Annotated in this window: 26 protein-coding genes and 3 pseudogenes; 11 read left to right on the plus strand and 18 right to left on the minus strand. The window is 71.1% G+C overall.

Annotation, left to right across the window (positions count from 1 at the left end; genetic code table 11):
* Positions 1 to 61: 61 nt before the first annotated feature.
* The 3 genes and pseudogenes from mptB to QSK21_RS23330 form a co-directional block, all read right to left on the minus strand.
* Positions 62 to 802: pseudogene (gene mptB, locus QSK21_RS23320) on the minus strand (polyprenol phosphomannose-dependent alpha 1,6 mannosyltransferase MptB); the annotation flags it as partial.
* Between the two features lie 200 nt (positions 803 to 1,002).
* Complete coding sequence (locus tag QSK21_RS23325; protein WP_285698900.1) at positions 1,003 to 1,734, minus strand: glycosyltransferase family 2 protein; 732 nt, start codon at positions 1,732 to 1,734, stop codon at positions 1,003 to 1,005.
* Between the two features lie 73 nt (positions 1,735 to 1,807).
* On the minus strand, positions 1,808 to 2,143 hold the full coding sequence (locus QSK21_RS23330) for an STAS domain-containing protein (protein WP_285698901.1): 336 nt from the start codon (positions 2,141 to 2,143) through the stop codon (positions 1,808 to 1,810).
* A gap of 298 nt (positions 2,144 to 2,441) precedes the next feature.
* Between QSK21_RS23330 and QSK21_RS23335 the strand changes: the two genes are divergently transcribed.
* Entirely contained in the window at positions 2,442 to 2,825 is a 384-nt protein-coding gene (locus QSK21_RS23335; RefSeq protein WP_285698902.1) for a hypothetical protein, read from the plus strand.
* 99 nt (positions 2,826 to 2,924) lie between these two features.
* Positions 2,925 to 3,362, plus strand: coding sequence for a hypothetical protein (locus QSK21_RS23340; RefSeq protein WP_285698903.1), 438 nt, complete (start codon positions 2,925 to 2,927; stop codon positions 3,360 to 3,362).
* On the opposite strand, the gene QSK21_RS23345 is transcribed toward QSK21_RS23340, so the two are convergent.
* Both QSK21_RS23345 and QSK21_RS23350 read right to left on the minus strand, forming a co-directional pair.
* Positions 3,328 to 4,467 (minus strand): sensor histidine kinase, encoded by a 1,140-nt coding sequence (locus tag QSK21_RS23345; protein WP_285698904.1) that lies wholly within the window; start codon positions 4,465 to 4,467, stop codon positions 3,328 to 3,330. The genes QSK21_RS23340 and QSK21_RS23345 overlap by 35 nt on opposite strands.
* Positions 4,467 to 5,189: a response regulator gene (locus QSK21_RS23350; protein ID WP_285698905.1), complete on the minus strand. Its 723-nt coding sequence runs from the start codon at positions 5,187 to 5,189 to the stop codon at positions 4,467 to 4,469. The genes QSK21_RS23345 and QSK21_RS23350 overlap by 1 nt, the downstream gene beginning before the upstream one ends.
* 174 nt (positions 5,190 to 5,363) lie before the next feature.
* On the opposite strand from QSK21_RS23350, the gene QSK21_RS23355 reads away from it, so the two are divergent.
* The 3 genes from QSK21_RS23355 to QSK21_RS23365 all read left to right on the plus strand — a co-directional run bounded on the left by QSK21_RS23355 (position 5,364) and on the right by QSK21_RS23365 (position 7,910).
* On the plus strand, positions 5,364 to 5,972 hold the full coding sequence (locus QSK21_RS23355; protein ID WP_285698906.1) for a hypothetical protein: 609 nt from the start codon (positions 5,364 to 5,366) through the stop codon (positions 5,970 to 5,972).
* A 105-nt stretch (positions 5,973 to 6,077) separates the two neighbouring features.
* On the plus strand, positions 6,078 to 6,257 hold the full coding sequence (locus QSK21_RS23360) for a hypothetical protein (protein ID WP_285698907.1): 180 nt from the start codon (positions 6,078 to 6,080) through the stop codon (positions 6,255 to 6,257).
* An 87-nt stretch (positions 6,258 to 6,344) separates the two neighbouring features.
* Positions 6,345 to 7,910 (plus strand): long-chain-fatty-acid--CoA ligase, encoded by a 1,566-nt coding sequence (locus QSK21_RS23365; RefSeq protein WP_285698909.1) that lies wholly within the window; start codon positions 6,345 to 6,347, stop codon positions 7,908 to 7,910.
* A 63-nt stretch (positions 7,911 to 7,973) separates the two neighbouring features.
* Here the strand turns inward: QSK21_RS23365 and QSK21_RS23370 are convergent, their stop codons facing one another.
* From QSK21_RS23370 to QSK21_RS23385, 4 genes and pseudogenes are all read right to left on the minus strand, one after another.
* Positions 7,974 to 8,885 (minus strand): endonuclease/exonuclease/phosphatase family protein, encoded by a 912-nt coding sequence (locus QSK21_RS23370; protein WP_285698911.1) that lies wholly within the window; start codon positions 8,883 to 8,885, stop codon positions 7,974 to 7,976.
* 164 nt (positions 8,886 to 9,049) lie between these two features.
* Positions 9,050 to 9,982, minus strand: a pseudogene (locus QSK21_RS23375) (elongation factor Tu); the annotation flags it as partial.
* 346 nt (positions 9,983 to 10,328) lie between these two features.
* Complete coding sequence (locus QSK21_RS23380; RefSeq protein WP_285698913.1) at positions 10,329 to 10,478, minus strand: hypothetical protein; 150 nt, start codon at positions 10,476 to 10,478, stop codon at positions 10,329 to 10,331.
* Between the two features lie 47 nt (positions 10,479 to 10,525).
* Positions 10,526 to 10,738 carry a hypothetical protein gene (locus tag QSK21_RS23385; RefSeq protein WP_285698915.1) on the minus strand — a complete coding sequence of 71 codons (213 nt, stop codon included), beginning with the start codon at positions 10,736 to 10,738 and terminating at the stop codon, positions 10,526 to 10,528.
* Between the two features lie 90 nt (positions 10,739 to 10,828).
* Here QSK21_RS23385 and QSK21_RS23390 point away from each other — a divergent pair, with 90 nt between their 5' ends.
* Positions 10,829 to 11,071, plus strand: coding sequence for a winged helix-turn-helix domain-containing protein (locus QSK21_RS23390; protein ID WP_285698917.1), 243 nt, complete (start codon positions 10,829 to 10,831; stop codon positions 11,069 to 11,071).
* A 91-nt stretch (positions 11,072 to 11,162) separates the two neighbouring features.
* Here the strand turns inward: QSK21_RS23390 and QSK21_RS23395 are convergent, their stop codons facing one another.
* From QSK21_RS23395 to QSK21_RS23405, 3 genes and pseudogenes are all read right to left on the minus strand, one after another.
* Positions 11,163 to 11,765 (minus strand): recombinase family protein, encoded by a 603-nt coding sequence (locus tag QSK21_RS23395; RefSeq protein ID WP_285699049.1) that lies wholly within the window; start codon positions 11,763 to 11,765, stop codon positions 11,163 to 11,165.
* Between the two features lie 79 nt (positions 11,766 to 11,844).
* A pseudogene (locus tag QSK21_RS23400) lies at positions 11,845 to 12,108 on the minus strand (GTP-binding protein); the annotation flags it as partial.
* A 116-nt stretch (positions 12,109 to 12,224) separates the two neighbouring features.
* Complete coding sequence (locus tag QSK21_RS23405) at positions 12,225 to 12,350, minus strand: hypothetical protein (RefSeq protein ID WP_285698919.1); 126 nt, start codon at positions 12,348 to 12,350, stop codon at positions 12,225 to 12,227.
* A 95-nt stretch (positions 12,351 to 12,445) separates the two neighbouring features.
* Between QSK21_RS23405 and QSK21_RS23410 the strand changes: the two genes are divergently transcribed.
* The gene (locus QSK21_RS23410) at positions 12,446 to 13,252 is read left to right on the plus strand and encodes a hypothetical protein (protein ID WP_285698921.1); all 807 of its coding nucleotides are present in this window, start codon (positions 12,446 to 12,448) and stop codon (positions 13,250 to 13,252) included.
* Here the strand turns inward: QSK21_RS23410 and QSK21_RS23415 are convergent.
* Positions 13,230 to 14,459, minus strand: a complete 1,230-nt coding sequence (locus QSK21_RS23415) for an MFS transporter (RefSeq protein ID WP_285698922.1) — start codon at positions 14,457 to 14,459, stop codon at positions 13,230 to 13,232. The two genes, QSK21_RS23410 and QSK21_RS23415, sit on opposite strands and share 23 nt — an antisense overlap.
* A gap of 65 nt (positions 14,460 to 14,524) precedes the next feature.
* Between QSK21_RS23415 and QSK21_RS23420 the strand changes: the two genes are divergently transcribed.
* Entirely contained in the window at positions 14,525 to 15,724 is a 1,200-nt protein-coding gene (locus QSK21_RS23420) for an arginine deiminase (RefSeq protein WP_285698924.1), read from the plus strand.
* Between the two features lie 727 nt (positions 15,725 to 16,451).
* On the opposite strand, the gene QSK21_RS23425 is transcribed toward QSK21_RS23420, so the two are convergent.
* The 4 genes from QSK21_RS23425 to QSK21_RS23440 form a co-directional block, all read right to left on the minus strand.
* Positions 16,452 to 17,003: an ATP-binding protein gene (locus QSK21_RS23425; RefSeq protein ID WP_285698925.1), complete on the minus strand. Its 552-nt coding sequence runs from the start codon at positions 17,001 to 17,003 to the stop codon at positions 16,452 to 16,454.
* 310 nt (positions 17,004 to 17,313) lie between these two features.
* The gene (locus QSK21_RS23430; protein ID WP_285698927.1) at positions 17,314 to 19,200 is read right to left on the minus strand and encodes a sensor histidine kinase; all 1,887 of its coding nucleotides are present in this window, start codon (positions 19,198 to 19,200) and stop codon (positions 17,314 to 17,316) included.
* Between the two features lie 154 nt (positions 19,201 to 19,354).
* Positions 19,355 to 20,734, minus strand: coding sequence for a purine-cytosine permease family protein (locus QSK21_RS23435; RefSeq protein WP_285698928.1), 1,380 nt, complete (start codon positions 20,732 to 20,734; stop codon positions 19,355 to 19,357).
* Positions 20,735 to 20,925: 191 nt separating this feature from the next.
* A complete protein-coding gene (locus tag QSK21_RS23440; RefSeq protein ID WP_285698930.1) occupies positions 20,926 to 21,261 on the minus strand; it encodes a rhodanese-like domain-containing protein in 336 nt (111 codons plus the stop codon).
* 46 nt (positions 21,262 to 21,307) lie between these two features.
* Here QSK21_RS23440 and QSK21_RS23445 point away from each other — a divergent pair, with 46 nt between their 5' ends.
* Positions 21,308 to 21,778, plus strand: coding sequence for an SSI family serine proteinase inhibitor (locus QSK21_RS23445; RefSeq protein WP_285698931.1), 471 nt, complete (start codon positions 21,308 to 21,310; stop codon positions 21,776 to 21,778).
* Between the two features lie 1,026 nt (positions 21,779 to 22,804).
* Here the strand turns inward: QSK21_RS23445 and QSK21_RS23455 are convergent.
* Positions 22,805 to 23,668 carry an Fpg/Nei family DNA glycosylase gene (locus QSK21_RS23455; RefSeq protein ID WP_285698933.1) on the minus strand — a complete coding sequence of 288 codons (864 nt, stop codon included), beginning with the start codon at positions 23,666 to 23,668 and terminating at the stop codon, positions 22,805 to 22,807.
* Between the two features lie 319 nt (positions 23,669 to 23,987).
* Between QSK21_RS23455 and QSK21_RS23460 the strand changes: the two genes are divergently transcribed.
* Together QSK21_RS23460 and QSK21_RS23465 are read left to right on the plus strand one after the other, a co-directional pair.
* Positions 23,988 to 24,194, plus strand: coding sequence for a heavy-metal-associated domain-containing protein (locus QSK21_RS23460; RefSeq protein WP_285698935.1), 207 nt, complete (start codon positions 23,988 to 23,990; stop codon positions 24,192 to 24,194).
* A 1-nt stretch (position 24,195) separates the two neighbouring features.
* Positions 24,196 to 25,158, plus strand: coding sequence for a DUF8832 domain-containing protein (locus QSK21_RS23465; RefSeq protein ID WP_285698936.1), 963 nt, complete (start codon positions 24,196 to 24,198; stop codon positions 25,156 to 25,158).
* Positions 25,159 to 25,182: the final 24 nt, after the last annotated feature.

The following is a 25,182-nucleotide window of genomic DNA, read 5'->3' on the forward strand; positions in this document are numbered from 1 at the left end:
CCGGGCGCCACAGCGCGAAACCGCCCCTGGACGTGCGCAGGCGGCGCAGGAGCGCCCAGGCCGGGCCGCCGCCGACCAGCGCCGCAGGAAGCTTGATCGCCATCGCCGCCCCGGCCAGCGCGCCCGACGCCAGCGCCCTGGGCGCGCTGCTCCCGCCGCGTCCCGTGAAGATCGCCAGCGCGGCGACCATCGGGGCGATGGCGAGGGTGTCGTTGTGCGCGCCCGCCACCAGGTGGAAGAGCAGGAGCGGGTTGCAGGTCCACATCAGCGCCGTGCGCAGCCGCCGCTCGGGCGTGCGGGACGTCCGGTACAGGACGGCCGCGGTCAGCGCGAACGCCAGCGTGTTGATCAGCGACATCACGAAGACCGTGAGCCGCACCGACTCGCCGCCGATCCGGGACGCCAGCGCCTCCTGCGCCGTGGCCAGCGGCCCGTACACCGAGGGGGCCCGCCGCCACTCCTCCACCGCGCCGACCACCGGGTCGCCGGACAGGTCGGCGGCGCTGGTCGCGTACGGGTCGTGGCCCAGCACCGCCATCCGCCCGTACGCGGCGTAGTTGAGATGGTCGCTGGAGCCGATCGGGGGCAGGAACGCGAACGCGGCGGCGGCCAGGAGCCCGGCGGCCACCAGCGGCGTCGCGCGGCACCGCCAGCCCCGTCCCACCGCGGTGAAGCACAGCGCGAGCCCGCCGGTGCCCGTGAGGATCCCGACGACGACCAGGCCGATGACCAGGTAGGGGGAGGCGCCGGCGTCGAGCGCGTACGGGGGCTGCCCCGGCTCGCCGCGCAGCGCGGGCGACATGGCCGACGTGCCCAGGAGAGCGGTCAGCAGGAAGCAGCCGAGACTGACCCCGATCGACCAGAGCCCGGCGGTGCCCGCCCTCCCCGCGTCGAGCCCGGCCCACCATCGTCCCGCTCCGGTACGGCGAAGGCCGCAGCGTGGGGAAGGGTGAGGCTCCGCGTTCTCCGGGATGACGCGCTCCTGGTCTGGGCGGGCCGTCGTCACGGCCGGCGGGTCCGGAAGCGGGACAGCCCCGCGGCCAAGGCGGGCTCGCGTACGGCCAGCGCCCGCGCCACGTCCCGGAACTGCTTGGCGCGGTGCACCTGCGCGCGCCAGTCGGTGCCGGTGGCCCGGTGCGCCAGCGGCACCTCCACCTCCGTCACCCGGAAGCCCTTCAGCAGCAGGTCGATGGTGAGCGCGGTCTCCACGCCGAACCCCGGGGCGAGGGGGAGCGCCGCCTCGAACGCGGCGCGGGTCAGGCAGCGCTGCCCGTTCAGCGGCTGGGTGGCCTCCCAGCCGGTCGCCCTCCGGATGCCCTCCCGGGACAGCCGGACGACGAAGCCGTGCCCGCCGAGCTTGACCGTACTGGCGAACGTGGCGATGGTCATGTCCGCGGCGCCCGCGCGGACCGGTTCGATCAGCGGCGCCGCCTCGCGCGCGGTCTCGCCCAGGTCGGCGTCGAGGAACAGCAGGTGGAACGGGGTGTCACGGCCGGCGTCGAGCAGCCGCACCGCCTCCGCCCCGCTCTCCATCGCGGCCCCCTTGCCGCGGTTGCGGGTGTGGCGGACGACCCTGGCCCCGGCCTCGGCGGCCACCCGCCGGGTGCCGTCGGCGGACCCGTCGTCCACCACCACGACCAGCCCGGCCCCGGGCAGCGCCAGCGCCGCCCTGACGGTCGCCGCGATGCGGTCGGCCTCGTCCTTGGCCGGGATGATCACCGCTACATCCTGCATAGGGGCGATCGTAGTGGCCCGCCGGGACCCGTCCAGGCGAAACGAGCGGGCGGGGCCGACGCCGGGCGCGTCGTCAGCCGGCGTCCAGCGCGGGCGCCACGTCCACCACGGTGAAGACCGTGTCGAGGCCGGTGACCTGCAAGACGCGCCGCACGGCGGGTCGCGGCGCGGCCAGCTCCAGTGTGCCGTTCCGCTCCTTGATCCGCTTCATCGCGGCCAGCAGGACGTTCACGCCGGTCGAGTCGCAGAATTCGATCCCGCTCATGTCGACGACGATGCGGTCGGCCTGGTCGCGCAGGAGCGTCGCCAGCGCCGACTGCAACTTCGGCGCGGTGTACAGGTCCAGCTCACCGGTCGCCGTGACGACGGCGTGACCTCCCTGAGACGCGGTCGAGACATTGAGCTCCACGTCGGCACACTATCGGTCGAACGGCGCGGGGGCCAGAGAGCGGCCGGAGTCCCGTGTGGCGCGGACGCCATCCGCCGGGCGAGTCGTTGTGCGATACCCGGTACGTCCGATTTCCGGCGCGTCCGCGGCGGTGCCACGTCCCGGGCCGCGGGTGGCCGATCTGCGCGAACGCCCCTCGTGCCGGCCCCGACTGAGGGAGGCTGAGCAGGGAGATGAGCAGGGAGTTGAGCAGGGCAGACGGCGGTGCGACCCGGTCAGGGTCCGGCCCGGTTGGTCATGCATGGGGGGATGGCCGGACATGGAAACCGATCCGACTACCGATCCTTACGCCGAGTCGCCTGAGGCGCGGCTGCGGGAACGGCTGGAGGAGATCCGGGCACGCTCGGTGAAGTCCACCTCGTGGCGGGAGACCACGCAGTACCTGTCGCGGCTGGTGAACCGTGCCGGGTACGTCCCGGTCCACACCCGGCTGTCGCGTGAGGACCTGGCGTTCCTGGCGGGCGCCAGGGACGAGGTGGCCGCGCTCGCCGACCTCGGGATCCGGCTGCTCGACCTGCACCGTCCCCAGGAGTCGGGCGGCCTCAGCAGCGACCCCGCCTACCGGATCCGCCGCTGCCGCACCTGCATGGGCCGCTGGCCCTGCCCCACCCTGCGCGTCATCAGCGAGACCCTGACCCGCTGACCCGCTGACCGGCGCCGGCGGACAGGCCACTCTCAAGAGCGAGGCCACTCCCTCGAAGGAGCGATGCGTCGCGACCTCGATCTTGCTTGGGTCGGTGCCATGAGAACAACGGGTACCGAGAGGGCCGTCCGCGCCACGCTCGTGATCCTCGGGGTCGTCACCGCGACCCCCGCGATGGTGCTCGTCCGGCCCGAGACGCTCAGCACCTACGCGGGACTGGACGTCCCGTCGGATCCCATGGTCCTGGCGCTGCTCCAGCACCGCGGCATCCTCCAGGCCGCTCTGGGAGCCGCCCTGGTCTGGGCCGCCTTCCACCCGTCCCTGCGGATCCCGGCCGCCGTCACCGCCATCGCGACCAAGTCGACGTTCCTGTTCCTCATGGCCACACTTCCAGGACCGTCGCGCCTGGGCGACGTCACCGGCGTCCCGATCGACATCGCGGCGATCGCCATCCTGCTCATCATCGCCACCCGCACCTACCGGCAGAGCCACAGCCCCACCCCTACGGCGACGGCCGGCCCGCCGGGGTCAAGGTGAGGGGGAGGCGGACGGTGAAGCGGCAGCCTTGATCGGCGTTGGTCACGCCTATCTGACCGGCGTGGGCCTCGACGATGCCGCGGGCGATCGCCAGGCCGAGACCGGCGCCGCCGCCGGGGGTGCGGGCGGTCTCGCCACGGAAGGCGACGTCGAAGACGCGGGGCAGGTCCTCCTCGGGGATGCCCCCGCAGGCGTCGGCGACCGTCACCCGGGCCTCGCCGCCGCGGACCTCGCCGGTGATCTCGACGGTTCCGTCGCTCGGCGTGTGCCGGATCGCGTTCACCACCAGGTTGCGCAGGGCGCGGCCCAGCTCCGCGGAGTCGACCTGTACGGGGAGGCCGTCGCTGACATCACCGTGGAGCCGGACGCCCTTGGCGCGGGCCAGGGCCTCCGTGCCGGCGACCGCGTCGGCGACCAGGTCGCCCAGGCCGACGCGCCGCCGTGACAGCCGCAGCGCCCCCGCGTGGATGCGGGACAGCTCGAAGAGGTCGTCCACCATCTCGGCGAGCCGGTCCACCTCGGCGCGGATACGGCCGTGGTAGCGGCGGACGGTCCCGGCGTCGGCCACCACCTCGTCCTCCAGGGCCTCGGCCATGGCGCGCAGCCCCGCCAGCGGTGTACGGAGATCGTGGCTGACCCAGGCGACCAGCTCCCGGCGGCTGGCCTCCAGCGCCTGCTCGCGCCGGTGCGCCTCCGCCAGGCGCTCGTACGCGGCCTCCAGCTCCCGTGACAGCTCGGCCAGCTCGGCGGGCAGCCGGGTGGGCGGGACGCGGAAACGGTCCGCGCGCACGGCGTCCACGAGGGTGCGGTTCGCCGCCACCAGCCGGCGGCCCAGCAGCACCGACACCGCCATGGCCACCAGTCCCGAGGCGGTGACGACCGCCTGCACCACCGCGCGGTCGTGGTCGTTCAGCACCATCATCGCGGAGATCACCGCGATTCCGGACGTGGTGGCCAGCACGGTGGCGGCGCCCACGATCGCGAGCTGGACCGCGACGGAACGCCCGCGCAGCGCGTGGAGCAGCCCAAGCCCGCCCGCCGCGACGACCAGCGCGGCCAGCGCCGCGTAGAAGGCCACGTAGAGCAGGTCCTGGAAGGGCAGCATCACGCCTCCTCACCGCCGTCCGCCGGCTCGTACCGGTAGCCGACGCCCCACACGGTGACCAGGCGGCGCGGCGCGGCCGGGTCCCGCTCGATCTTCTCGCGGAGGCGCCGCACATGGACGGTGACCGTCGAGGAGTCGCCGAACGACCAGCCCCACACGCGGTCCAGCAGCTCGTCGCGGGTGAACGCCTGGCGCGGGTGGCGCAGCAGGAAGACCAGCAGGTCGAACTCCCGCGCGGTCAGCGCCAGCGGCTCGCCGCCGACCGTCGCCTCGTGCGCCTGGACGTCCACCAGCAGGTCCCCGTCCCGCAGTGGACGGGCGGGCGGCGCGGGCACCAGGGAGCCGCGGGCCCGGCGCAGGACCGAGCGGACGCGCAACGCGAGCTCCCGCGGGCTGAACGGCTTGGTCACGTAGTCGTCCGCGCCGGTCTCCAGCCCGACCAGCCGGTCGGTCTCCGCGCCCAGGGCGGTCAGCATCACGACCGGGACGGCCGAGGACTCGCGGAGCCTGCGGCACACCTCCAGCCCGTCCATTCCGGGCAGCATGAGGTCCAGGACGACGAGGTCGGGCGGGTGCGCCCGGGCGCTGCGCAGCGCCTCCAGGCCGTCGGCGACGCACCGCACCTCGTGGCCGTCCCGCACCAGGTACCGGGCGACGACCTCGGCCACCGTGGGATCGTCATCGACCACCAGGACGCGTCCGGTAGGAGGGGCTGGGTTCACCTTCCTCAAGCTACGCGCGGCGCACCGTATCCCGGACGTTACGTCACCTTCTCGTAAGACCTGCCCTCATTAGACCTGACGGGTTTCTGTGCCCGGCGCCCCGGGATGCCCTTTAATAGCCGGATGACACAGCCGCGCTCCTCTTCGACCGGAATGGCGGCCATCGCCTCAGTCATGGTCGGTGCCATCGCGGCGACCATCGTCGACGCCGTGCTCACCATCGGGAGCTCCTACCTGTTCCAGTGGGTGGGGTACGGCCTCGTCGTGGCCCGCGTGATCGCGGTGGTGATGGCGGTGATCATCGGTGCGGTCACCGGCGGCGCCACGCTGTTCGCCCGCCCTTCCGGGCCGCTGATCCCGGTGCTCGCGGCGGTGCTGGCCGTCCCCGCGTCCTTCGTCGGCGACCTCATCGGCATCGTCGTGGAAGGGACGCTGCACGGCGGACTGCCCATCAGCCGCCGGGTCGAGTTCTACATCGAGAGCTACACGCACGTCAGCGTCTTCGGCCTGTTCACCCTGCTGCTCTACGCCGCCGTGGCGTTCGGCACGTCCGCCATCCGGCATCTTCGGCGGGTGGGCGGTCCCCAGAACGCCGGGGCGCCCTGGGGGAGTCCGTACGGAGGGCAATACCCGGGCCAGTATCCGCCCCAGCCCCAGCAGCCGATCCAGCCTCCGCCGCCCGGATACCAGCAACCCGGCCAACAGCAACCCGGCCAACAGCAACCCGGATACCCGCAGCCACCCTACGGGCAGTCGCCTCCGCCGCCCCCGCCTCCCTCATGACGTCCCGTCCTCCGGTCCCTCAGGGTGCGGGTTCAGGGGATCTCAGGGTTCAGAGTCCTCCCGTGGGGTGATGACGGCCGTCCCGCCGGCCCGTACCGTGGAGCCATGGGTAAGACAATCCTGACGATCGCCGGGGTGGTGCTCGCCATCTGGCTGCTCTTCACCGTGATCGGCGCCATCCTGTCCATGCTGAAGTTCTTCTTCTTCATCGGCTTCGTCGCGGTCATCGTGTACATGGCGGTGATGCTGGTGTCCAAGGCCCCCAAGAGTTCCAAGCACAGGTAGAACGGCGCGGTCGCCCCTCTTGCCACGGCCTGCTCGTGAACAGATGATTCCTCCACGAACAGGCGGTCACCGGAGAAAGGGGCCACCGTGCCGAGCCTGACCGAGGTGCTGCGCGACCGAGCGCAGCGGCATCCGGATCGCATCGCGTTCCACAGCGGGGACGTGTCCATCACCTATCGAGACTTCGACCGGCGGGTCGACCGGGCCGCGGCGGCGCTGGCCGCGGCCGGTGTCGGCCACGGGGACCGGGTCGCGGTGCTGGACAAGAATTCGCTCGAATACGCCGAGCAGTTGTTCGGCGCCGCACGGATCGGGGCGGTGCAGGTCCCGATCAATTACCGGCTGGCCCCCGACGAGGTCGCCTATATCGTCAACAACGCGAAGGCGAAGGTCTTCATCGTCGGGCCCGAATTCGTCCCGGTGCTGGACGCGATCGCCGGCAAGCTCGAACACGTGGAGCGGCAGGTCGTCATCGGCGGCGAGCCCGGCCACGCCTACCTCGACTACGAGACCTGGATGGCCGAGCACGAGCCCGGCGAGCCGGTCGACGCCGTCGACACCGGCGACGTGTTCGTCCAGTTGTACTCCTCGGGCACCACCGGGCTGCCCAAGGGCGTGATGCTCACCCACGACAACTTCATGGCGGTACTGCCGCTCACCCACGACGTGTGGGAGATCGGCGACGACGACGTCATGATGGTCGCGATGCCGATGTACCACGTGGCCGGCAACGCGCTGACCATCTGTGTGATCTTCGACGGCATCACCGGGGTCATCGCGCGCGAGCCCGACCCGGTGGCGATCGCCCGCGCGATCGACAGGCACAAGGTCACGCACATCTTCCTCGTGCCGGTGCTGTTGCAGTTCATGCAACTGATGCCGGAGGTCTCCGAGGCCGACCTGTCCAGCCTCAAGCTGCTCCTGTACGGGGCGTCCCCGATCAGCGAAGACGTGCTGCGCGGCGCGATGAGGATGCTGCCCACCACCAAGTTCATGCAGGTGTACGGGCTGACCGAGACCACCGGGGCGATCACCTACCTGCCCCCGGAGGACCACGACCCGGACGGCCCCAACCCCGGCAGGCTGCGCAGCGCGGGCGTGCCCAACCCGTCCTGCGAGCTGAAGATCGTGGACCCGGCCACGCTGAAGGAGGTGCCGACCGGGCAGGTCGGCGAGATCCTGTGCCGGACCCCGCAGAACATGAAGGGCTACTGGGGGATGGCGGAGGCCACCGCGGCGGCGCTGCTCCCGGACGGCTTCTTCCGCACGGGCGACGTCGGCTACCTGGACGAGGACGGCTACCTCTACATCCACGACCGGGTCAAGGACATGATCATTTCGGGCGGGGAGAACATCTACCCGGCCGAGGTGGAGAACGTTTTGATGAGCCATCCGCAGGTCGCCGACTGCGCGGTGATCGGCGTGCCGGACAAGAAGTGGGGCGAGACCCCCAAGGGCATCGTGGTCATGACCGAGGGCGCCGACGTCTCCGACGCCGAGCTGATCGACTTCTGCCGGGAGCGCCTGGCCCACTTCAAGTGCCCCACGTCGATCGAGCGGCGGGACGCGATCCCCCGCAACCCCACCGGCAAGATCCTCAAGCGCGAGCTGCGCGCCCCGTACTGGAAGGACCAGGACCGCGCCGTCCACTGACGGGCGCACCCCCGCCGGGCCGCGTCCCGCTCACCACGCGGGACGGCCCGGTGGTGACGGGGATCAGCGGAACCGGATGGCCGCCGCCAGCGGGTGATGGTCGGACGTGCGCACCGGAGCCGGGGACACCCCGCACGAGACCCCGGCCGACTTGCTGATGAACAGGTAGTCGGTCTTGGCGACGGGCGTGCCGCGCTGGTCCAGCAGGGTCATCGCGCCGGTACGGGACTCGCCCGGACCCTGGTCGCACTCGGCGAGGCTCCGGTACAGCGGGTCGAGGACGGGCGACTCGGGACGCTCGGCGAGATCACCTCCGACGATCACGCGCCGGCCGGCGGCACGCTCGGTGATCGCGGCGATCTGCTTGGCGCGCCACCGGCCGCGCGGGTCGTCGTCCCACCCTCCGGAGCTGACCTGGACGCTGCACAGCCGCGCCCGCCACGCGCCGACCGTGCCGCACACCATGGACCGGCCGTGCGCATCCGGCGACGGCAACCGCACCCGCTCGACGTCCGACAACGCAGAGTCGGTGCCGATGGCGACACCGAGCGTCCCCCGGCCGTTGCCGCATTCCCGGTCGCCTCCCCCTCTGGCACGTTCCGGGGCGAAGGCCCAGCTCCACGACCGCAGACCCGTGACGGCCCGCAGCGCGTCCAGGTGACCGGAGCAGACCTCCTGGAGGAGCACCGCGTTCAGCCTGACCTGGCGTCCGCCGACCTCGCTCGCCGCCACCCGCTGCGCGACCTGCGCGGCGGCCCCGGCGGGGTCCGCCGGCGACGGGCAGCCGAGGTCGCCGCACACGTTCCAGGTCATGGCGTTGATCGCCGTGAACGGGGCGTTCTCGCCGGCGTCGGCCAGGGTGGGAGCCGCCGCGGACGGGCCTTCCTCGATGGCGGCACGGGCACCGGCGGTGACGACGACCGCGGCGGCTCCGGCGACCGCGAACAGGGGGATCAGGGCGCGGGGGGCTCGCACTCATGCTCCATGATGATCAGCGGGGGTCTTCCCCCGGAATCTCACCACAACAAGATCCATTCGCGCTGCCGAAACCGGGAACCGCCGGATATCTCCGTGCATGGGAAGGGCCCGGCGGATCTCACCGCCGGGCCCTCACCCGGTGCCGTGGTGTCGTCCCGGCCCTAGTCGAGAAGGTCGGTGACGGTGCCGGCGCCGATGGTGCGGCCACCCTCGCGGATGGCGAAGCCGAGGCCCACGTCCATCGCCACCGGCTTGCCGAGCTCCACGGCCATCTCGACCGAGTCGCCCGGCAGCGCCATGGCGGACGCGCCGCCCAGGTCCACCGCCCCGGACACGTCCGTCGTCCGGAAGTGGAACTGCGGCCGGTAGCCGTGGAAGAACGGCTTGCTGCGGCCGCCCTCGTCCGCCGTCAGCACCCGGACCCGCGCCCGGAACCGCAGGTGCGGCCGGATCGTGCCGGGCGCGCTGACCACCTGGCCACGCTGGACCTGGTCCCGCTTGACGCCGCGCAGCAGCATCGCGGTGTTGTCCCCGGCCTCCGCGTGGTCCATGGTCTGCCCGAAGGTCTCCAGCCCGGTCGCGACCGAGCCGAAGGTGTCCCCGAACCCGACGACCTCGACGGCGTCGCCGACCCGGATCGAACCCCGCTCCACCACCCCGGTCACGACGGTGCCGCGGCCGGTGATGGTGAACACGCCCTCCACCGGCATCAGGAACGGGCGGTCCAGGATGCGCGGCGGGATCGGCACGTACCCGTCGATGGCGTCCAGCAGGTCGCCGATGCGGGCCACCCAGTACGGGTCGCCCTCCAGCGCCTTCAGCCCGGACACCCGGACCACCGGGATCTCCTCGCCGGGGAACCCGTACTCCGACAGCAGCTCGCGGACCTCCAGCTCGACCAGGTCGAGCAGCTCGGGGTCATCGACGGCGTCGGCCTTGTTGAGCGCCACCACGATGTGCCGGACGCCCACCTGGCGGGCGAGCACGACGTGCTCCCGCGTCTGCGGCATCGCGCCGTCCTGCGCGGACACGACCAGCACCGCGCCGTCGATCAGGGCCGCGCCCGTGATCATATTTTTCACGTAATCGCAGTGCGCACGTGAGCATGCAAGCACCACGGGCGTATGCGCAGGTCACGCGGCATGCAAAAGCCCCGCCCGCGCTGCCCTTCAGCAGTGCGGACGGGGCACTAGGACCCACGCGGACACGGGCTCAACTCGCGGGGGTAGGGCGAGAACCACGCGCGCCCGCGCGGGAGTCAGCCGGACGGCGGACACGTCCCGCTGTTCCAACCGCCACGCCCCGGTTTGAACCCGTCCGGCGGGCGGAACCTCCCCACCCCCCACACGTCCCCGTGAGCGCGTGGGGTGTTCGGCGTGTCCTGAGCTTCACGGCCGTCCCCACCGTCCTCCCGCGCGCGGTTCCGGTCCGGCGGGGCGCTCATGGCGTGTCCGGCTGGACGGCCGAAGCGTCGGCGAACTCCTGATCCAGGACGAACGCGATCCGCGCTTCGGCGTCCGCTCGTATCGCCGCGATCGTCCCCGGAAGCATGCCGCGTTCCGTCATGACCTCCGCGAACGCTGACGCCACCAGCTCAGTAGCGCGCGCAAGCTGGGCCGGACGGTTGTCTGAGGCCATCACGCGTCCGCCCTGTCCGTCCACGACACGCCCGCCTCTGAGTGCAGACGGGCCGCGTTGTAGCGGTCGCAGGAGAACGCCAGTGCCCACATGTCCGGCGCGTCCACCGTCGCGCCCGTCTCGCGGTGCGTCGCACGCCATCCCGTACCGTGCGGTTCCAATCTCCAGTCACGGAAGATCCGGACCGCTGTGTCTTCGTCGTAGGTGCTCATAACCCCAGCTTGGCAGGGTTGCGCAGACTTCGGAAGAGAAGCGAACAGAAACGAACGGAAGCATTGCGTACAGCGCCGTAGCGTTGCGATATGGGAAGCTTGGACGGAATCGAACCGCTGAGAGACCAGCTTGTGACGGTCATCCGCGAGCGGATCGGAAGCGGGGAATATCCGCCCGGATCCAAACTGCCTACGGCGCGGGAGCTTGGCGAAGAATTCGGCATCTCCGCGAGGACCGTCACAGACGCTCTTGCGATACTCCGCGAGTCGGGCGACGTGATCGGCGTTCGCGGGCGTGGCGTGTTCGTGAAGCCTGCCGACGCGGACGAGTAGCCCGCGTGTTGTGCAGCGCTGCACAAGCCCCCGGACACGGAAAAAGGGCCGGACGACGCGGGAACCTCCCACGTCATCCGGCCCCATGGCCCTACTCGGCGTCCGCCACAATCACGCGACGGAACCGGACTCCCCGCGATGCGAGGAATTCCAGCGGGTCACGCGAGTGTTTCCCGCCCGGTCCCCGATTGCACGCGGCACACGTACCCACTCGCGTCCCGTACGGGGCCGCGCCGACGTACGCGCCAGCGTCCCGCATCCGGTCCTTCGTCGCACGCACGTTGTGTGACAGGCGGTCGCTGTATTCCTTCGCGTCCTCAGCCCTCCACAAAATCATCCGAAGGTCGCGGGGGTCGGCAGAGTCGAGCCGTTCCCAATCGAATACGAACCGGCCGCCGTTCGCCAGAATGCCCGCGACCGCGATAGCGCCTCGACGTGACAGGCGGTCCAGTGCCGCACTCCACAGCGTGCCGAACTCGCCCCGCTCCATCGCGGATAGCGCGCGCTCCATCTCAGGGCGACGAACGTCCTTGTAGCCGGAGACGTTTTCTCGGTACACCGCGACGACTTCCAGGCCCTCGTTTGCGGCCCAAGCGCGTCCCTTGACCTCCTGAGCCTCGATCGAGAGAGCGTCCGTGCCTTCTTCCACAACCTTCGACTTGCGCAGTAGAAGCGCGACCTTGCCCGTGCTCACCGGCTGAACCTCCCGAGTGTGGGTCAGGGTACGCCCCCTGACCTGGTGGCCCGCCCCCATCACTAGGGGCGCACTCGGCATAGTCGGCGTGACCGGGCATGTCGACATGGGCGTAGTGCCTGGTCGCGGTCTCGTAGTGGACGTGCGCGACGTTGATGGTGATACCGCGGTCGCGCTCCTCGGGGGCACGGTCGATGCCCTCGAACGGCACGGCGGAGGCCAGCCCGCGCTCGGCGAGCACCTTGGTGATCGCCGCGGTCAGGGTGGTCTTGCCGTGGTCGACGTGGCCCATCGTGCCGATGTTGAGGTGTGGCTTGCCGCGTTCGTAGAGTCGCTTGGCCATGATGTTCCGTCCTCACTCGGTCCGCACTGGAACGTGAGAACCCCCCACGGGTATTTCCGCGGGTCTCTTGGGCCACCCCCCTCCGCTGGTTCTCCGGAGGGTGGGACGGAGAGGGGTCAGCGTCGCAGGCCGTCGATGACGGTTGCGTCCGCTGCCGCTGCGGCCGCCAGGAAGGAGGCAGCCGGCACCGCGCTCAGCAGAGCGGACTCTGCGAGCATGCTGGTGCCGGCTGCGAGGACCATGGTCCGGATGGTACGTGGCGGCTCGTCCTGGAGCGACCGAATTATTCGTGGGCTCCGCCCGGAACCCGCCCCTGTGCCGTCCCCGTCAAAGATCCATGCGAGCCAAGTCGCTGCGCGTGGTCATCTCGGCCTGCCTTGCCGTTTTCGTCCTTGCCGGCCTGCTGGGCGTCGGCTACATCGCGTGGAACCCCGAACCGCCCCGCGACCCGGCTGCCGTGGTGCTGCGCTTCCGCTTGGTCGGCAGCCTCCGGGAACCGTCGGTCCTGCCCCGCGAGGTACCCGAGCTCACCGTGTACGGGGACGGGCGGATCATCGTGGTGAGGACCACGTGGGGTACGGTCGCCTACCGTCGGATCTTGGACGGCCGGCTGACGGTCGATGCCTACCGCAAGCTCTACAAGGACGGACTCCTGGCCGGGCTGGGCACGTCCCGGGCCCACCGCGCCGGCGGGCGGGTCCTCGACGCCGGATCGACCCATGTCGAGTTCCTGTCCGGCGGACGCCGGCACACGACCATCATCCAACAGGGCGCCTCCGGCCCGCGCAAACGGCTCATCGAACGGCTGGTGAAACGGCTCACGGCCCTGCGGGACGACGACCTCATCCGCGCCCCCATCACCTACCGTCCCGAGCGTACGGCCATGGTGGCGTGGCGACCGGACAGGGCATCCTTCGGGAAGGCCGAACGCGAGGAGCGGTGGCCGCTGCGTACCCTGCCCGAAGGCGACCCCGCGGGCTGCACCGTCCTCACCCCGACGGAGGCGCAGGAAACCCAACGGGTCATCAGCTCAGCGGGATCGGTGAACTGGCGCAGCGGCGGGCACCTCTACAACGTCCTGCTCCGCCCGCTGCTGCCCGACGAGAAGGACTGCACCGCCCTCAACTGGCCCAGCGGCGGCTAGCGGCCCGCCGCACCGGCCGCCCCACCAGCAGGACCCCGCCCGCCAGCGCGCCCGCGACCTGGCACGCGGCGATGGCCAGGATCAGCCCGGTCGGCCCCATCGAATCGGCGAAGACACCGGTCAGCGCGGCACCGACCGCCGAGGCACCGATCTTCAGGCTGCCGCCCGTGGTGTTGACCTGGCCCAGCCGCTCCGGCGGCGACTCCCGCTGGCGCAGCATCAACGTCGCGGCGAACACCGGTCCCTCGACCAGCCCCACCAGTAGGAAGCACAGCAGCGCCCACGCCAGCGTCCCCGCCAGCGCCACGGACGCGAGCGCGGCACCGAACACCACCAGCCCGACCATCACGACCCACTCGGCGAAGCCCGCCTTGAGCCAGCGGGTGGACGCCAGCGACCCCAGCAGCGCCCCTAACGCGAACGCCATCAGCAGAAGGCCCCCCGCCTCCGCGTCCGCCCCCGAACGCTGGGCGATGAGAACAGCGGCGATGGGCACCCCGCCGTACCCCAGAAAAGCGATGCTCGTCGCCAGCGTCAGCGACCGCAGCACACGGTTGGCGACCAGCACGGCCAGGCCCCCGACCACCACGCCCAACCACGGCCGCCCACGCCCGTCCGGCTCCTGCGGCGGACGGCCCGGCGGCGTGACGCGACCCCGCAGCGGCAGCAGGCTCAGCGCGGCCGCGCCGACCGCCCCCGCCCCCACGATGGCCAAACCCGAACGCGACCCGCCCGCGACGGTCGCGATCGCGGCGGCCAAGCCGGGACCGGCGACCGCCGCCATGCTGTAACTGGACGCCTCCAGCCCGTACGCCCGCGGCAACCGGCTCTCCGGAACGAAACGCGGCAACAGGCTCGTCAACCCCACGACGATCGGCTCCGTGCACCCCACCACGGCGGCGACCGTGACCGCCAGGACCAGCGGAGACCGCCCCGCCATCAACAGCAGCAGGCCCGCCGACGCCGCGTACACCACCGCCAGCGCCACCGCCACGGCACGCGGACGGGACGCCCGGTCCAGCGCGTGCCCGATCACCGGGCCGCTCACCACGTACGGAAACGTCAGCGCCGCCTGCAAGAACCCGGCGTCGGCCGCCCGTCCCGTACGGGCCTGCACGGTCAGCACGAGCGCGGTCGCGACACCCTCCGCGGAGATCCGCAGGAACGTCGCGGACGTGAGGTGCAACGGCAGCGCCGGGCGAGGCATCTGCAAATGGTGACATACCGCGTGGCCAGCGGATTCCCGAGATCACCGGCACCTAGACTCGCAGTGTGACGCAGATCGGATCCTACGAGCACCGGGTGACCAGCGAGGTGGGACGGCTGCGCACCGTCCTGCTGCACCGTCCCGGCGCGGAACTGAAACGGCTCACCCCGCGCAACAGCGACAAGCTGCTCTTCGACGCGATCCCATGGGTGGGACGGGCGCAGGAAGAACACGACGCGTTCGCCCAAGCCCTGCGCGACCGCGGCGTCGAAGTCCTCTACCTGAGCGAACTGCTCCAAGACGCGCTCGAATACCAGGCTTGCCGTGACGAGGCCATCACCTGCGTGACCGACGACCCCCGCTGGGGAGACCAGCTCCGCCGCGTCGTCCGGGACTACCTGTGCGACCTCGACCCGGAAATCCTCGCGCACGTCCTCATCGCCGGACTCGCCCACGAAGAACTCAAGATCGCGCACGGCCTGGTGTACCGGCTCATGAACCGGCTCGACTTCATCATCGACCCGCTGCCCGGCCTCCTGTTCACCCGCGACAACAGCGCCTGGATCGGCGACCGCGTCGCCATCACCAGCCTCGCCATGCCTGCCCGCAGGCCCGAATCCGCACTGACCGGCCTGATCTACAAACACCACCCGCGCTTCGCCGGCGTAGAACCCATCTACGACCGGTCACTCGAACACGTCGAAGGCGGCGACATCCTGCTCCTCTCCCCAGGCGTCATCGCCGTCGGAACAGGCGAACGCACCACACCCGCAGGAGTGGAACGCCTCGCACGCAGAGTCCTCGGCGCCGGACTCGCCCACACCGTCCTGGCCGTCCCCATCGCCCAGGAACGCGCCACCATGCACCTCGACACGGTCTGCACCATGGTCGACACCGACACGGTCGTGATGTACCCGCCCATGGCCCACTCCCTGACCGCGTACGCCGTCACCGCCTCCAACGGCGACCTCGAAGTCACCGGCCCCCGCCCCTTCCTCGACGCCGCCGCCGAAGCGATGGGCCTGGACAGGCTCAAAGTCATCGACACCGGCCTCGACCCGGTCACCGCCGAACGCGAACAATGGGACGACGGCAACAACACCCTCGCCCTCGCCCCCCGCGTAGCCGTCGCCTACGAACGCAACATCGAAACCAACGCCCAACTCGAAGCGGCAGGCATCGAAGTCATCCGAATCAGCGGCAGCGAACTCGGCACCGGCCGAGGCGGCCCCCGCTGCATGTCCTGCCCGATGCTGCGTCTTTGACAAGCGCAAGCTGCGCTCCTCGCCTTGGCGGCTCGTCGCGCTGTGTTTATTGGCGGTGCCTGCGGCGTCGGGCGCTGGGCGCCCTCCTTCTCCGGCACCGCGTGCGATCGCTGCATCGCTTCGACTCGCCTAGAGGCTCGCTTCGCGATCAGGTTCCTCGCAAGCTCGGAACCTGCCTTCGGTCGCGATCGCAGCGCTTGGGCGCCGTTCGGGGCTGGGGTTGGGGGCTGGGGTGGGTGCTGTGTTTATTGGCGGTGCCTGCGGCGTCGGGCGCTGGGCGCCCTCCTTCTCCGGCACCGCGTGCGATCGCTGCATCGCTTCGACTCGCCCAGGGGCTCGCTTCGCGATCAGGTTCCTCGCAAGCTCGGAACCTGCCTTCGGTCGCGATCGCAACGCCTGGGCGACCGTTCGGGGCTGGGGTGACGGGCTGAGGTCGTTGCGAGAGGTGTTTCTTGCATGCGCTCTTCGCCTTGGCGGCTCATCGCTTGTTGCGCTTGCGGCGATCGCTGCATCGCTTCGGCTCGCCCGGAGGGCTCGCTTTGTGATCAGTGGTTGGTGTGTGCGGTCCTATCGCTTGGGGGTGCTGGACACGGTTAGGGGGACGCGACTCGACCTTGAGCTTTATGGGGATCGGTGGGGTGGCGGTGGGTCTGTGAAGTGGTGCTCGTACGGCGCTAGGGGCTTGTTTGCGGGGGCGCGCGACCGTCGGGAGTGGGGGGTGGGTGTTTCAGGCGGGGTATGCCTGGCGGGAGGAGGCGCCTCGGGTGTCGTCTTGGTGGTAGGCGGGTTCGTTTTCGCGTTCGTCGGTCAGTTCGCCGAACTCGTCGAAGTCGAAGCCCTCGAAGCTGGGGAGTGAGGCCGGGTGCGAGGAGTCCCGGTCGGCGGTCTTGGGGGCTCGCAGGACGGCCCAGACCGTGGTGGTTCCCTGGTCGTGCCGTACGCCCCAGCCTTCGGCGAGGGCCTCGACGATTCCCAGGCCCCGGCCGCCCAGGGAGGAGAGTGTCCCAGGGCCGCGTCTGGGTTCGGTGTTGGCGCCGCCATCGCTCACCGACAGTTCGATCATGTCGTCCTTGCGGGACCAGGACAGGCGGACCTGGCCGGAGGGAAGGGGACGTGCGTGGCGGAGGGCGTTGCTGAGGAGTTCGCTGATGATGACGCTGGCGTCGTCCACCACCGACTCGTAGACGCCCGACGCGAGCAACTCGGAGCTGAGGCGTCTACGGGCGACAGCGACGCTGGACGGCGCGTAGGGCAGCATGACCACGCTCGACGCCCTCACCTCCCGTGACCCTGCGCGTTCGACGGCCGTTACGGCCCGGCCCTTTCCGGTACGTCCGAAATGCCCGAAAGGCTGGATGTGGAAACCTGGTGGCAACACCCTGCTTGCGGGCACAACGAGTGAGCGACCGTCCGGTCACGGCCCTCACCCCCGTCCGCGGTGTGAACCCCGTCGCATTTCCACTAGGGATCTTTCCAGCGGACGGCGGATTACTCCTCACGCGCGCGTTTCGTCCGTCACAGCGGCGTGTGACCTCACGGCGGCGGCCGTCCGGTGTCCGTAACATTCGGGTAACGGGCGGCCGAGGTGATCACTGAGCGTCGTCGGCCACCGCGAGTCTCAGGCACATGCGGGTGCCGGTGCGGCCGTCCTCGGCAGGCGACGCCGGATGCGCGGAGATCTGGCCGCCCTGCGCCTCGGTGAGGCGCTTGACGATATACAGGCCCAGCCCGACGCCCCCGAACCTGCGGCGGTCGCCCGCCTCGCCCTGGACGAACCGCTCGAAGATGCGCTCATGGTCGCCCGGGGCGATGCCGATGCCCTCGTCCACCACGCCGACCACCAGCTCGCCGCCCTCGCGGTGCGCGGTGACCAGGACGCGGCCGCCGTCCGGCGAGTACTTGAAGGCGTTCTCCAGGAGCTGCCCCACGACGATGTCGGTGGCGAGCGCGTCCCCGCGGGCCGGCGGGAGGTCGTCGGCGATCTCCAGCTCGACCCGGTGCAGGTCCGACAGCGAGCGGAACCCGGCCACCACGCCCTCCAGCACCTTGGCCAGGTCGAACGTCTCGATCGTCACCGCCAGCTCGTCGGCTCCCGCGCGGGCGCCGCGCAGCAGGTGCTCCACCAGGCGGCCGAGGGACTGGGCGCGGTCGGCGATGGTGGCGACCGCCGCTCGCCGGTCGGCGTCGGCCAGCTCGTCCCACCGGTGGGTGAGCGTGCTGGCGTACCCCTGGACGACCGTGACGGGAGTGCGCAGCTCGTGGCTGGTGGTGGCGAGGAAGAGGTCCTTGGCCTCCTCCAGCGCCTTGGCCTCGGTGACGTCGCGGAAGTCGACCACCAGCTCGCCGGTCTCCTCGATCTCCGCGGCGAGCACGTTCAGCCACACGCCCGACTCCAGCGGCAGCGTCAGCATCTCCCCGACCTTGGGCAGCTCGAACGGCAGCCGCCGGCCGACCGCCTCCTCGGGCGGGATGCCGGTGAGCGCGTGCGCGGCCGGGTTCCACTGGCGGACCAGCCCGTCGCGGTCGAGCACCGCGATCCCGTCCGCGCTGGAGTCGATCACGGCGCGCTCGTGCGCGCGCTGCCGCACCACCTCGGCGTACGCGACGGCGTTGCCGACCGCCACCCCGGCGTGCCCGGCCAGCAGCTCCAGCAGTTCCAGCTCGGTGTGCCCCACTTTGCGCCCGGAGAACAGCGCGTACAGCGCCCCGTACGGCTTGTTCTGCAGGAACGACAGGCCGAGCGCGACCGTGTGCAGCCCCTCCAGCTCCGACCAGATCAGGTCGCCCAGCCGCTGCTCACCGGTGGCCAGCCGGACCGTCCGGCCCGACCGCAGCAGCTCGCCGACGAGGCTGGAGCGCAGGTCGGCGGTGGTGCCGCGCATCCGTTCCGGCAGTCCCGACATGCTGACCAGGCGCAGCCGATCGCCCTCGATCCGGACGAAGCCGCCGGCGTCGGCGCCGGTCAGCTCGATCAGCGCGCCGGTGATCCGGTCCAGCACCGTGCCGAGATCGAGCTCGGCGTTGAGGTCGGCGACGATGTCGTTGAGGCGGCGCACCAGCCGGGCGCGCTCCGCGGTGTGGTGCTGGGCGGCCTCGTCGTCCTCCACCGGGTGGTAGACGCCGACCCAGCCCAGCAGGCCGCCGTCCCGGTCCTTCAGCAGGCTGGTGTCGATCAGGACGTCGATCAGCCGCCCGTCCCGGTGGAAGCGGCGGGTGGCGATGGAGATCTGCCCGCCGTCGCCCTCGCGGCGGGTCAGCAGCCGCTCCTGGACGGCGTTGTGCTCGGCCATCAGCTCGTCTGGGACGATCGGCGAAAGGCGCCCCAGGACCTCCTGCGCCGTCCAGCCGAACATCCGCTCGGCCGCCGGGTTCCAGACGGTCACGCGGGATCGCTCGTCCACCGCCACGATCGCGTCGGCCGCGCACTCGATGACGGCGCGGGCGATGGGGTCGTGAACGGACTGCACGCCTGTCATCGTGCCATCGCGACCCTGCGCGCCGCCGGGCAACCGCCGGTGAAAAGTTCTTGCTCTTGGTCCCCGGTCTACGGAAAAACGCCACGTCAGCCCGGTAGCAGACGGAAGTGACATCGCCGTCGCCCATCTGCGCGCTTATCGGAAGGCGAAGAATTCACCCGCGGCCGCGGGTGATCCGTCCGGCGGCGAGCGCGGCGAGACCGGCGAACAGGAACGACAGCAGCGACGCGCTCATCCAGGATCGCGGCGTGAACCCGATCGCGCCTTGGACGTCCTGCCAGAAGCCCGCCCACCAGCTCACCCCGCCCGGGTAGATCAACTGGTAGACCACGAACCCGGCCGCCCAGGCCGCGATCATGCCCCATCGGGACGGGGCGTCGCGCTCCATGTTCCAGCCGAGCTCGGCCACGGGGGCCTTGCCCAGCGCGGCGCGGCGGCGTCCCCTGCCCAGGAAGAAGTCGGCGGCCAGCACGCCCAGCATCGGCACGAACACCGAGCCGATGAGGGACAGGAACGCCGCGTAGTCCCCGATGTCCAGCAGCAGCGCGAGACCGGTGATCACAGCGCCCAGCGCGATCGTCAGCACCCTGCGGTCGGCGCGCGGGACGAGGTTCTGGATGGACACCGCGGTGGAGTACACGTTGGCGAACGACTGGTCGGCCTCGCGCAGCACGAACACCGCGAAGAACAGCGTGCCCAGCGCGACGCCCAGGAACGGGTCGAACACCTTCGACGAGTCGCCCGCCACCAGCGCCAGCGCCAGCAGGCCCAGCACGTACGCGAAGATCTGCGTGGCCGAGTAGCCCACCGCGGCGGCGCCGAACGCGCCCCGCGCCGAACGGGCGTGCCGGGTGTAGTCGGCGGCCAGCGGGACCCAGGAGATCGACACCGCCAGCGCCGCGTCCGCGCCGATCCAGAACCCGCCCCACGACCCCTCGGTCAGGTCCGGCAGCGGCTCGCGCAGAAGCTGGACGTAGAAGTACACCAGCGCGATCATCACGGCCGCGGTGACATAGCGGCGCAGCAGGCGTACCGAGCCCAGCGGCCAGATCGTCAGCGCGGTCGTGAGGAGGCCGGCCGCGATCACATAGCCCCAGCGCGGTACCCCGTCCCACAGCGTGCGGGCCGCGTCCGCGATCACGATCAGCTCGAAGGTGCCCCAGCCGATCAGCTGCGCGATGTTCAGGACGGTCGGCAGGTACGAGAGCCGGGCCCCGAAGAGCCCGCGTAGCAGCACCATCGCGGGCTGCCCCGTCCGCGCGCCCGGCGCCGCCGCCAGGCCCAGCATGAGCCCGCCCAGCGCCGTACCGACGACCATCGCGACGATCCCCGCGGCGATCGACAGGGTGGGACGGCCGTTGTCGTCCGGCGCCAGCACGGTGTACGCACCGGAGAACGCGAAGAGGCTCACGCCCAGGTTGGCCCAGAACGCGCCCTGATCCCAGAAGCCCAGCGCCCGCGGCGCCGGCTCCTCAAGGGTGAAGGGGACCTCGTCGCGCGGACGCCGTTCGGCGGTGACGCTCGTGTCGGACACCGGAGACACGCTCCCTACGCCGGCATTACCCGGACAGGTTCAGGCGGTCGGCGGCGCCATGCGAGCCGTCATCGGCTCCGGCCGCCCTCTCAGCCCGGTTGGCCCGAGCTCCCGCGAAAATCGGTCGATGGGATCGTACCTATGCAAGGCGCACAAAACCACCCGGCGGCCGTCACCACGGAGCGAGGAGGTCAGGCGACGTAGGGCGGGGCGCCTGTGTCGGTCTCCATCGGCCGGCCCACCTCGACCCACCGCTTCATGCCGCCGTCCACGTTCCTCGCCAGCCAGCCCGCCTGGTTCAGCGCGACCGTCACCTGGGCCGAGCGCGCCCCCGACCGGCAGATCACGTAGATCTCCTGGTCACGCGGGACCTCGGCGGCGCGATCGCGCAGCCGCCCCATCGGGATGTGCACGGCCTGGGGCGCGTGACCCGCGTCCCACTCGTCCTGTTCACGCACATCCAGCAGGTACGCGTCCTGCGGAACGTCCTGTGCGTCCACCGCCGGGACATCGTCCCCGAAATTCATCACACCTCCATGGAACCGCGTGGACCCCTGTCACGTCGAATCACGCATGCGGTATCGGACGCTCCTTTTCACCGCGCCCGGCCTGGCCATGATCCTGGCATCGGCCGGCTGCGGCTCCGAACAGGCATCGAACCAACCCGCCAACGACCCCGCCGACCGTTCTCCCGCCACCTCGTCCGTCAGCCCGTCCGCCCAGGGCGACACGCTGACCATCCAGGTCAAGGCGTCCCCGCAGGCACCGGCCAGGACCTGGACGCTGCGCTGCGACCCGGTGGGCGGCGACCATCCCAAGGCCGAGCAGGCATGCGCCAAGCTCGCCGCGACCCAGGACCCGTTCAAACCCACACCGGCCGGCCAGATGTGCACCAAGATCTACGGTGGCCCCGAGGTGGCCACGGTCCAGGGCACCTGGCGCGACCAGCCCGTCAACGCCAGGTTCACCCGCGGCGACGGCTGCGAGCTCAACCGCTGGAGCAAGATCGCCCCCCTCTTCGGCAACGTCCCCAAGGTCCGCTGACCACCCGCCCCAGCGGAAACGCCCACCAGCCTGAGCAGGTCCCTGTAGCGGAACCCCGGCCACCTTCGACGGCCCGCCACCCCGGTCGTACGGCTCGCTCATGGCGCCCGACCCCTGCCGCGATGCTCATGCCACTCGCCTCGTCGCTCCTGACCGGCCTGCGCTCGTCGTGCGGCTTCCCGGGCACCGTGCCGCCGTCGGCCGTCCGTAGACGCGAGGTCCCGTAGAGGCCGACAGCCGGAGCAGCAGCCCCCGTTCCTGCTCGGAGAGCAGCCTGGGCAGGGCGGTGCGATCACCCGCATTCAGCAGCCGGAACCGGTCGGCCAGGCGGTGCGCGATCTGGTCGGCCGACAGCACCCGCACCCTGGCGCCACCAGCTTCAGGGCCAGCGGCACCCCGTCCAGTGTCCGCCCGATCCCCTCGATCGCGCCGCCGCCGCTGAAGCCGGGCGGTGTCCAAGGCGGTTGGCCTTCTGCCGTGCTGCATGTGATGTTCGGCTTGCCGTTTGTAGTCGGCCGTGGCGCGTTCATGGTCGGCTTCCGCCCGTTGTGCGCATGATGCGGTTCAGGGCCTGGCCGGATGGCGCGCCGCGTGAATAACGCGCGTCGGTCCTGTGTGCCGGCACGCACGTGCACTCGATTCCGGTCGCCGCGTGGCGGGCCAGCCGCCAGCCGAACCCTGGTCTGGCTGTGGCCTGTGGTGCTTGGGGGGAGGCGGGACAGGTGGCGGTCGGCCCGGCGGGTGCTGTCGGTGGAGCAGATCGCGCACCGCTTGGCCGACTGGTTTCGGCTGCTGAACGTGGGTGACGGCACCGCCCTGCTCGGGCGGCGGGCGTTGCGCGCGGCCATCGACTGGAGCCATGAGCTGCTTTCCGAGGAGGAACGGGGACTGCCGTGCCGACTGTCGGGCTTAACGGGGTCTCGCGTCTACGGGCGGCTGGCGGCGTGGCATGGTGGCCGGGAAGTCGCACGGCGGGCGGAGGGTCGGTCGAGCCCTGGTCTGGCTGTTGTGGTGCTTGGGGGTGTGTCACTTGAGGAGGCGGGACAGGCGGCGGTCGGCCAGGGGTTTGCCGCCGGTTTGGCAGGTGGGGCAGTACTGGAGGGAGGAGTCGGCGAACGAGACCTCGCGGATCGTGTCGCCGCATACCGGGCACTTCTGGCCGGTGCGGGCGTGGACGCGGAGGCCGGTCTTCTTCTCGCCCTTGAGGTCGTGGGCGGCCAGGCCGCGGGAGCGTTCGACGGCGTCGCCGAGGGTGTCGACGATGGCGCGGTGCAGGGTCTCGACGTCCTCGTCGGTCAGGGACGAGGCGATCTTGAAGGGGGACATCTTGGCCGCGTGCAGTACCTCGTCGGAGTAGGCGTTGCCGATGCCCGCGATGATCTTCTGGTCGCGGAGGAGGCCCTTGATCTGGGTGCGCTTGCCCTGGACGATGTCGCGCAGCGTGTCGGCGGTGAACGTCTCGTCCAGGGGGTCGGGCCCCAGCGAGGCCACGCCGGGGACCTCCTGGGGGTCGCGGACGACGTACACCGCCAGGCCCTTCTTCGTCCCGGCCTCGGTCAGGTCGAAGCCCGAGCCGTCGTCGAGGTGGACGCGCAGGGCCAGCGGGTTCCTGCCGCCGGGGCGTGCGGGTTTGGTGGGCGGCTCCTCGCGCCAGCGCAGCCAGCCCGCGCGGGCCAGGTGGACGACCAGGTGGAGCCCGTCGACGTCGAGGTCGAGGAACTTGCCGTGCCTGGTGACCCCGGTCACGGTCAGCCCGCCCAGCGCGGCGACCGGCGGGTCGTAGGTCTTCAGCGCCGAGATGGCGAGAACATCGACGCGGGCGACGGCATGGCCGGTCGCGCGTTCGCGCAGGAAGCCGGCCAGGGCCTCGACCTCGGGTAGTTCAGGCATGGTGTCCAGTATCGGTGACGGCGGAGGGTGTCCACAGCCCTGTGGAAACCTGTGGACAAACCTGTGGGTGGACGGGCGGGAGCCCGAGTGTTCGATGCTTTCGCAGGATAGAGCCCTGCAAACGCGGACAAAATTCCCTGCCCTCGGATCGTCGGCCGTGTGTCCGGGGTGTGGATAACTTCACGGGGCGCCGGAGTGTGAGCGGGATCGCGAAATCACCCATGGGGGGTAGGGGTTGCCATCCCATGGACGCTGTGGCAGCATGAGGACCACGAGATACCCCCTAGGGGTAATGAGACAACCGGAGAGGGAGCGCCGAATGACCACCGCCACCTACACCGTGACCGGAATGACCTGCTCGCACTGCGTGAACGCGGTCCGGGAAGAGGTCGGGCAGATCGCCGGCGTGCACGCCGTGGCCGTCGACCTGGACTCCGGACGAGTGACCGTGACCAGTGACTCCCCTCTCGACGACGCCCAGGTCCGGGAGGCCGTCGAGGAGGCCGGATACGAGTTGAAGGCATGACATGAACGTAGCGACCAAGCTGGGTGCCTACGCCCTGGGCCTGGCCGCCGTCTTCGGAGGCGCCCTCGGGGTCGGCGCGCTGACCGGCCCCGTGGGCGCCGACTCCGGCACGTCCCAGACCACCGGGCACGTGGAGGGCGGGCACGGTGGCGGAGGCTCCTCACACGGCGGCGGCAATACCCCTACCCCCCTACCCGGAGGGCTCCAGGTGTCCCAGGACGGCTACACCCTCAACCCTCGGACCACCACGATCCCGGCGGGCAGGCGCACCGACTTCCGCTTCACCGTGACCGGCCCCGACGGCAAGCCCGTCACCCGCTACACGCCGCTCCACGGCAAGAGGCTTCACCTGATCATCGCCCGCCGTGACCTGTCGGGCTTCCAGCACCTCCACCCCACGGAGGCCGGCGGCGGTGTCTGGACGATCCCGCTCACGCTGCCCGACCCGGGGGCCTACCGGTTCTTCACCGACGTTCGGCCCGAGGGCGCGCCGAAGCAGCTCACGCTGGGCACCGACATCACCGCCCCGGGCGACTACGAGCCCACGCCGCTCCCCTCGCCCGCGCAGGTCGCCGAGGTGGACGGGTACGAGGTCCGGCTGGACGGGGCGCTGGTCCCGGGACGATCGAGCAGGATCACCCTGACCGTGAGCAAGGACGGCCGCCCGGTCACCGACCTGGAGCCGTACCTGGAGGCGTACGGCCACCTCGTGGCCCTGCGCGACCGTGACCTCGCCTACCTGCACGTCCACCCGGACGGCGAGCCGGGCGACGGCAGGACCAGGCCCGGGCCGTCCATCACCTTCTACGCCGAGGTTCCCAGCACCGGGACGTACCGGCTCTACCTGGACTTCCAGCACAAGGGGAAGGTCCGGACCGCGGAGTTCACCGCCACCGCCGGTGCGGGGCAGGCGGTCCCGCCGCAGGACGACCATGGTGGTGGCGACCACCGGCACGCCGACTAGCACGAGATCCGACGAACGGGAGGG

The sequence above is a fragment of the Actinomadura sp. NBRC 104412 genome (assembly GCF_030269515.1).
Taxonomy (GTDB): domain Bacteria; phylum Actinomycetota; class Actinomycetes; order Streptosporangiales; family Streptosporangiaceae; genus Spirillospora.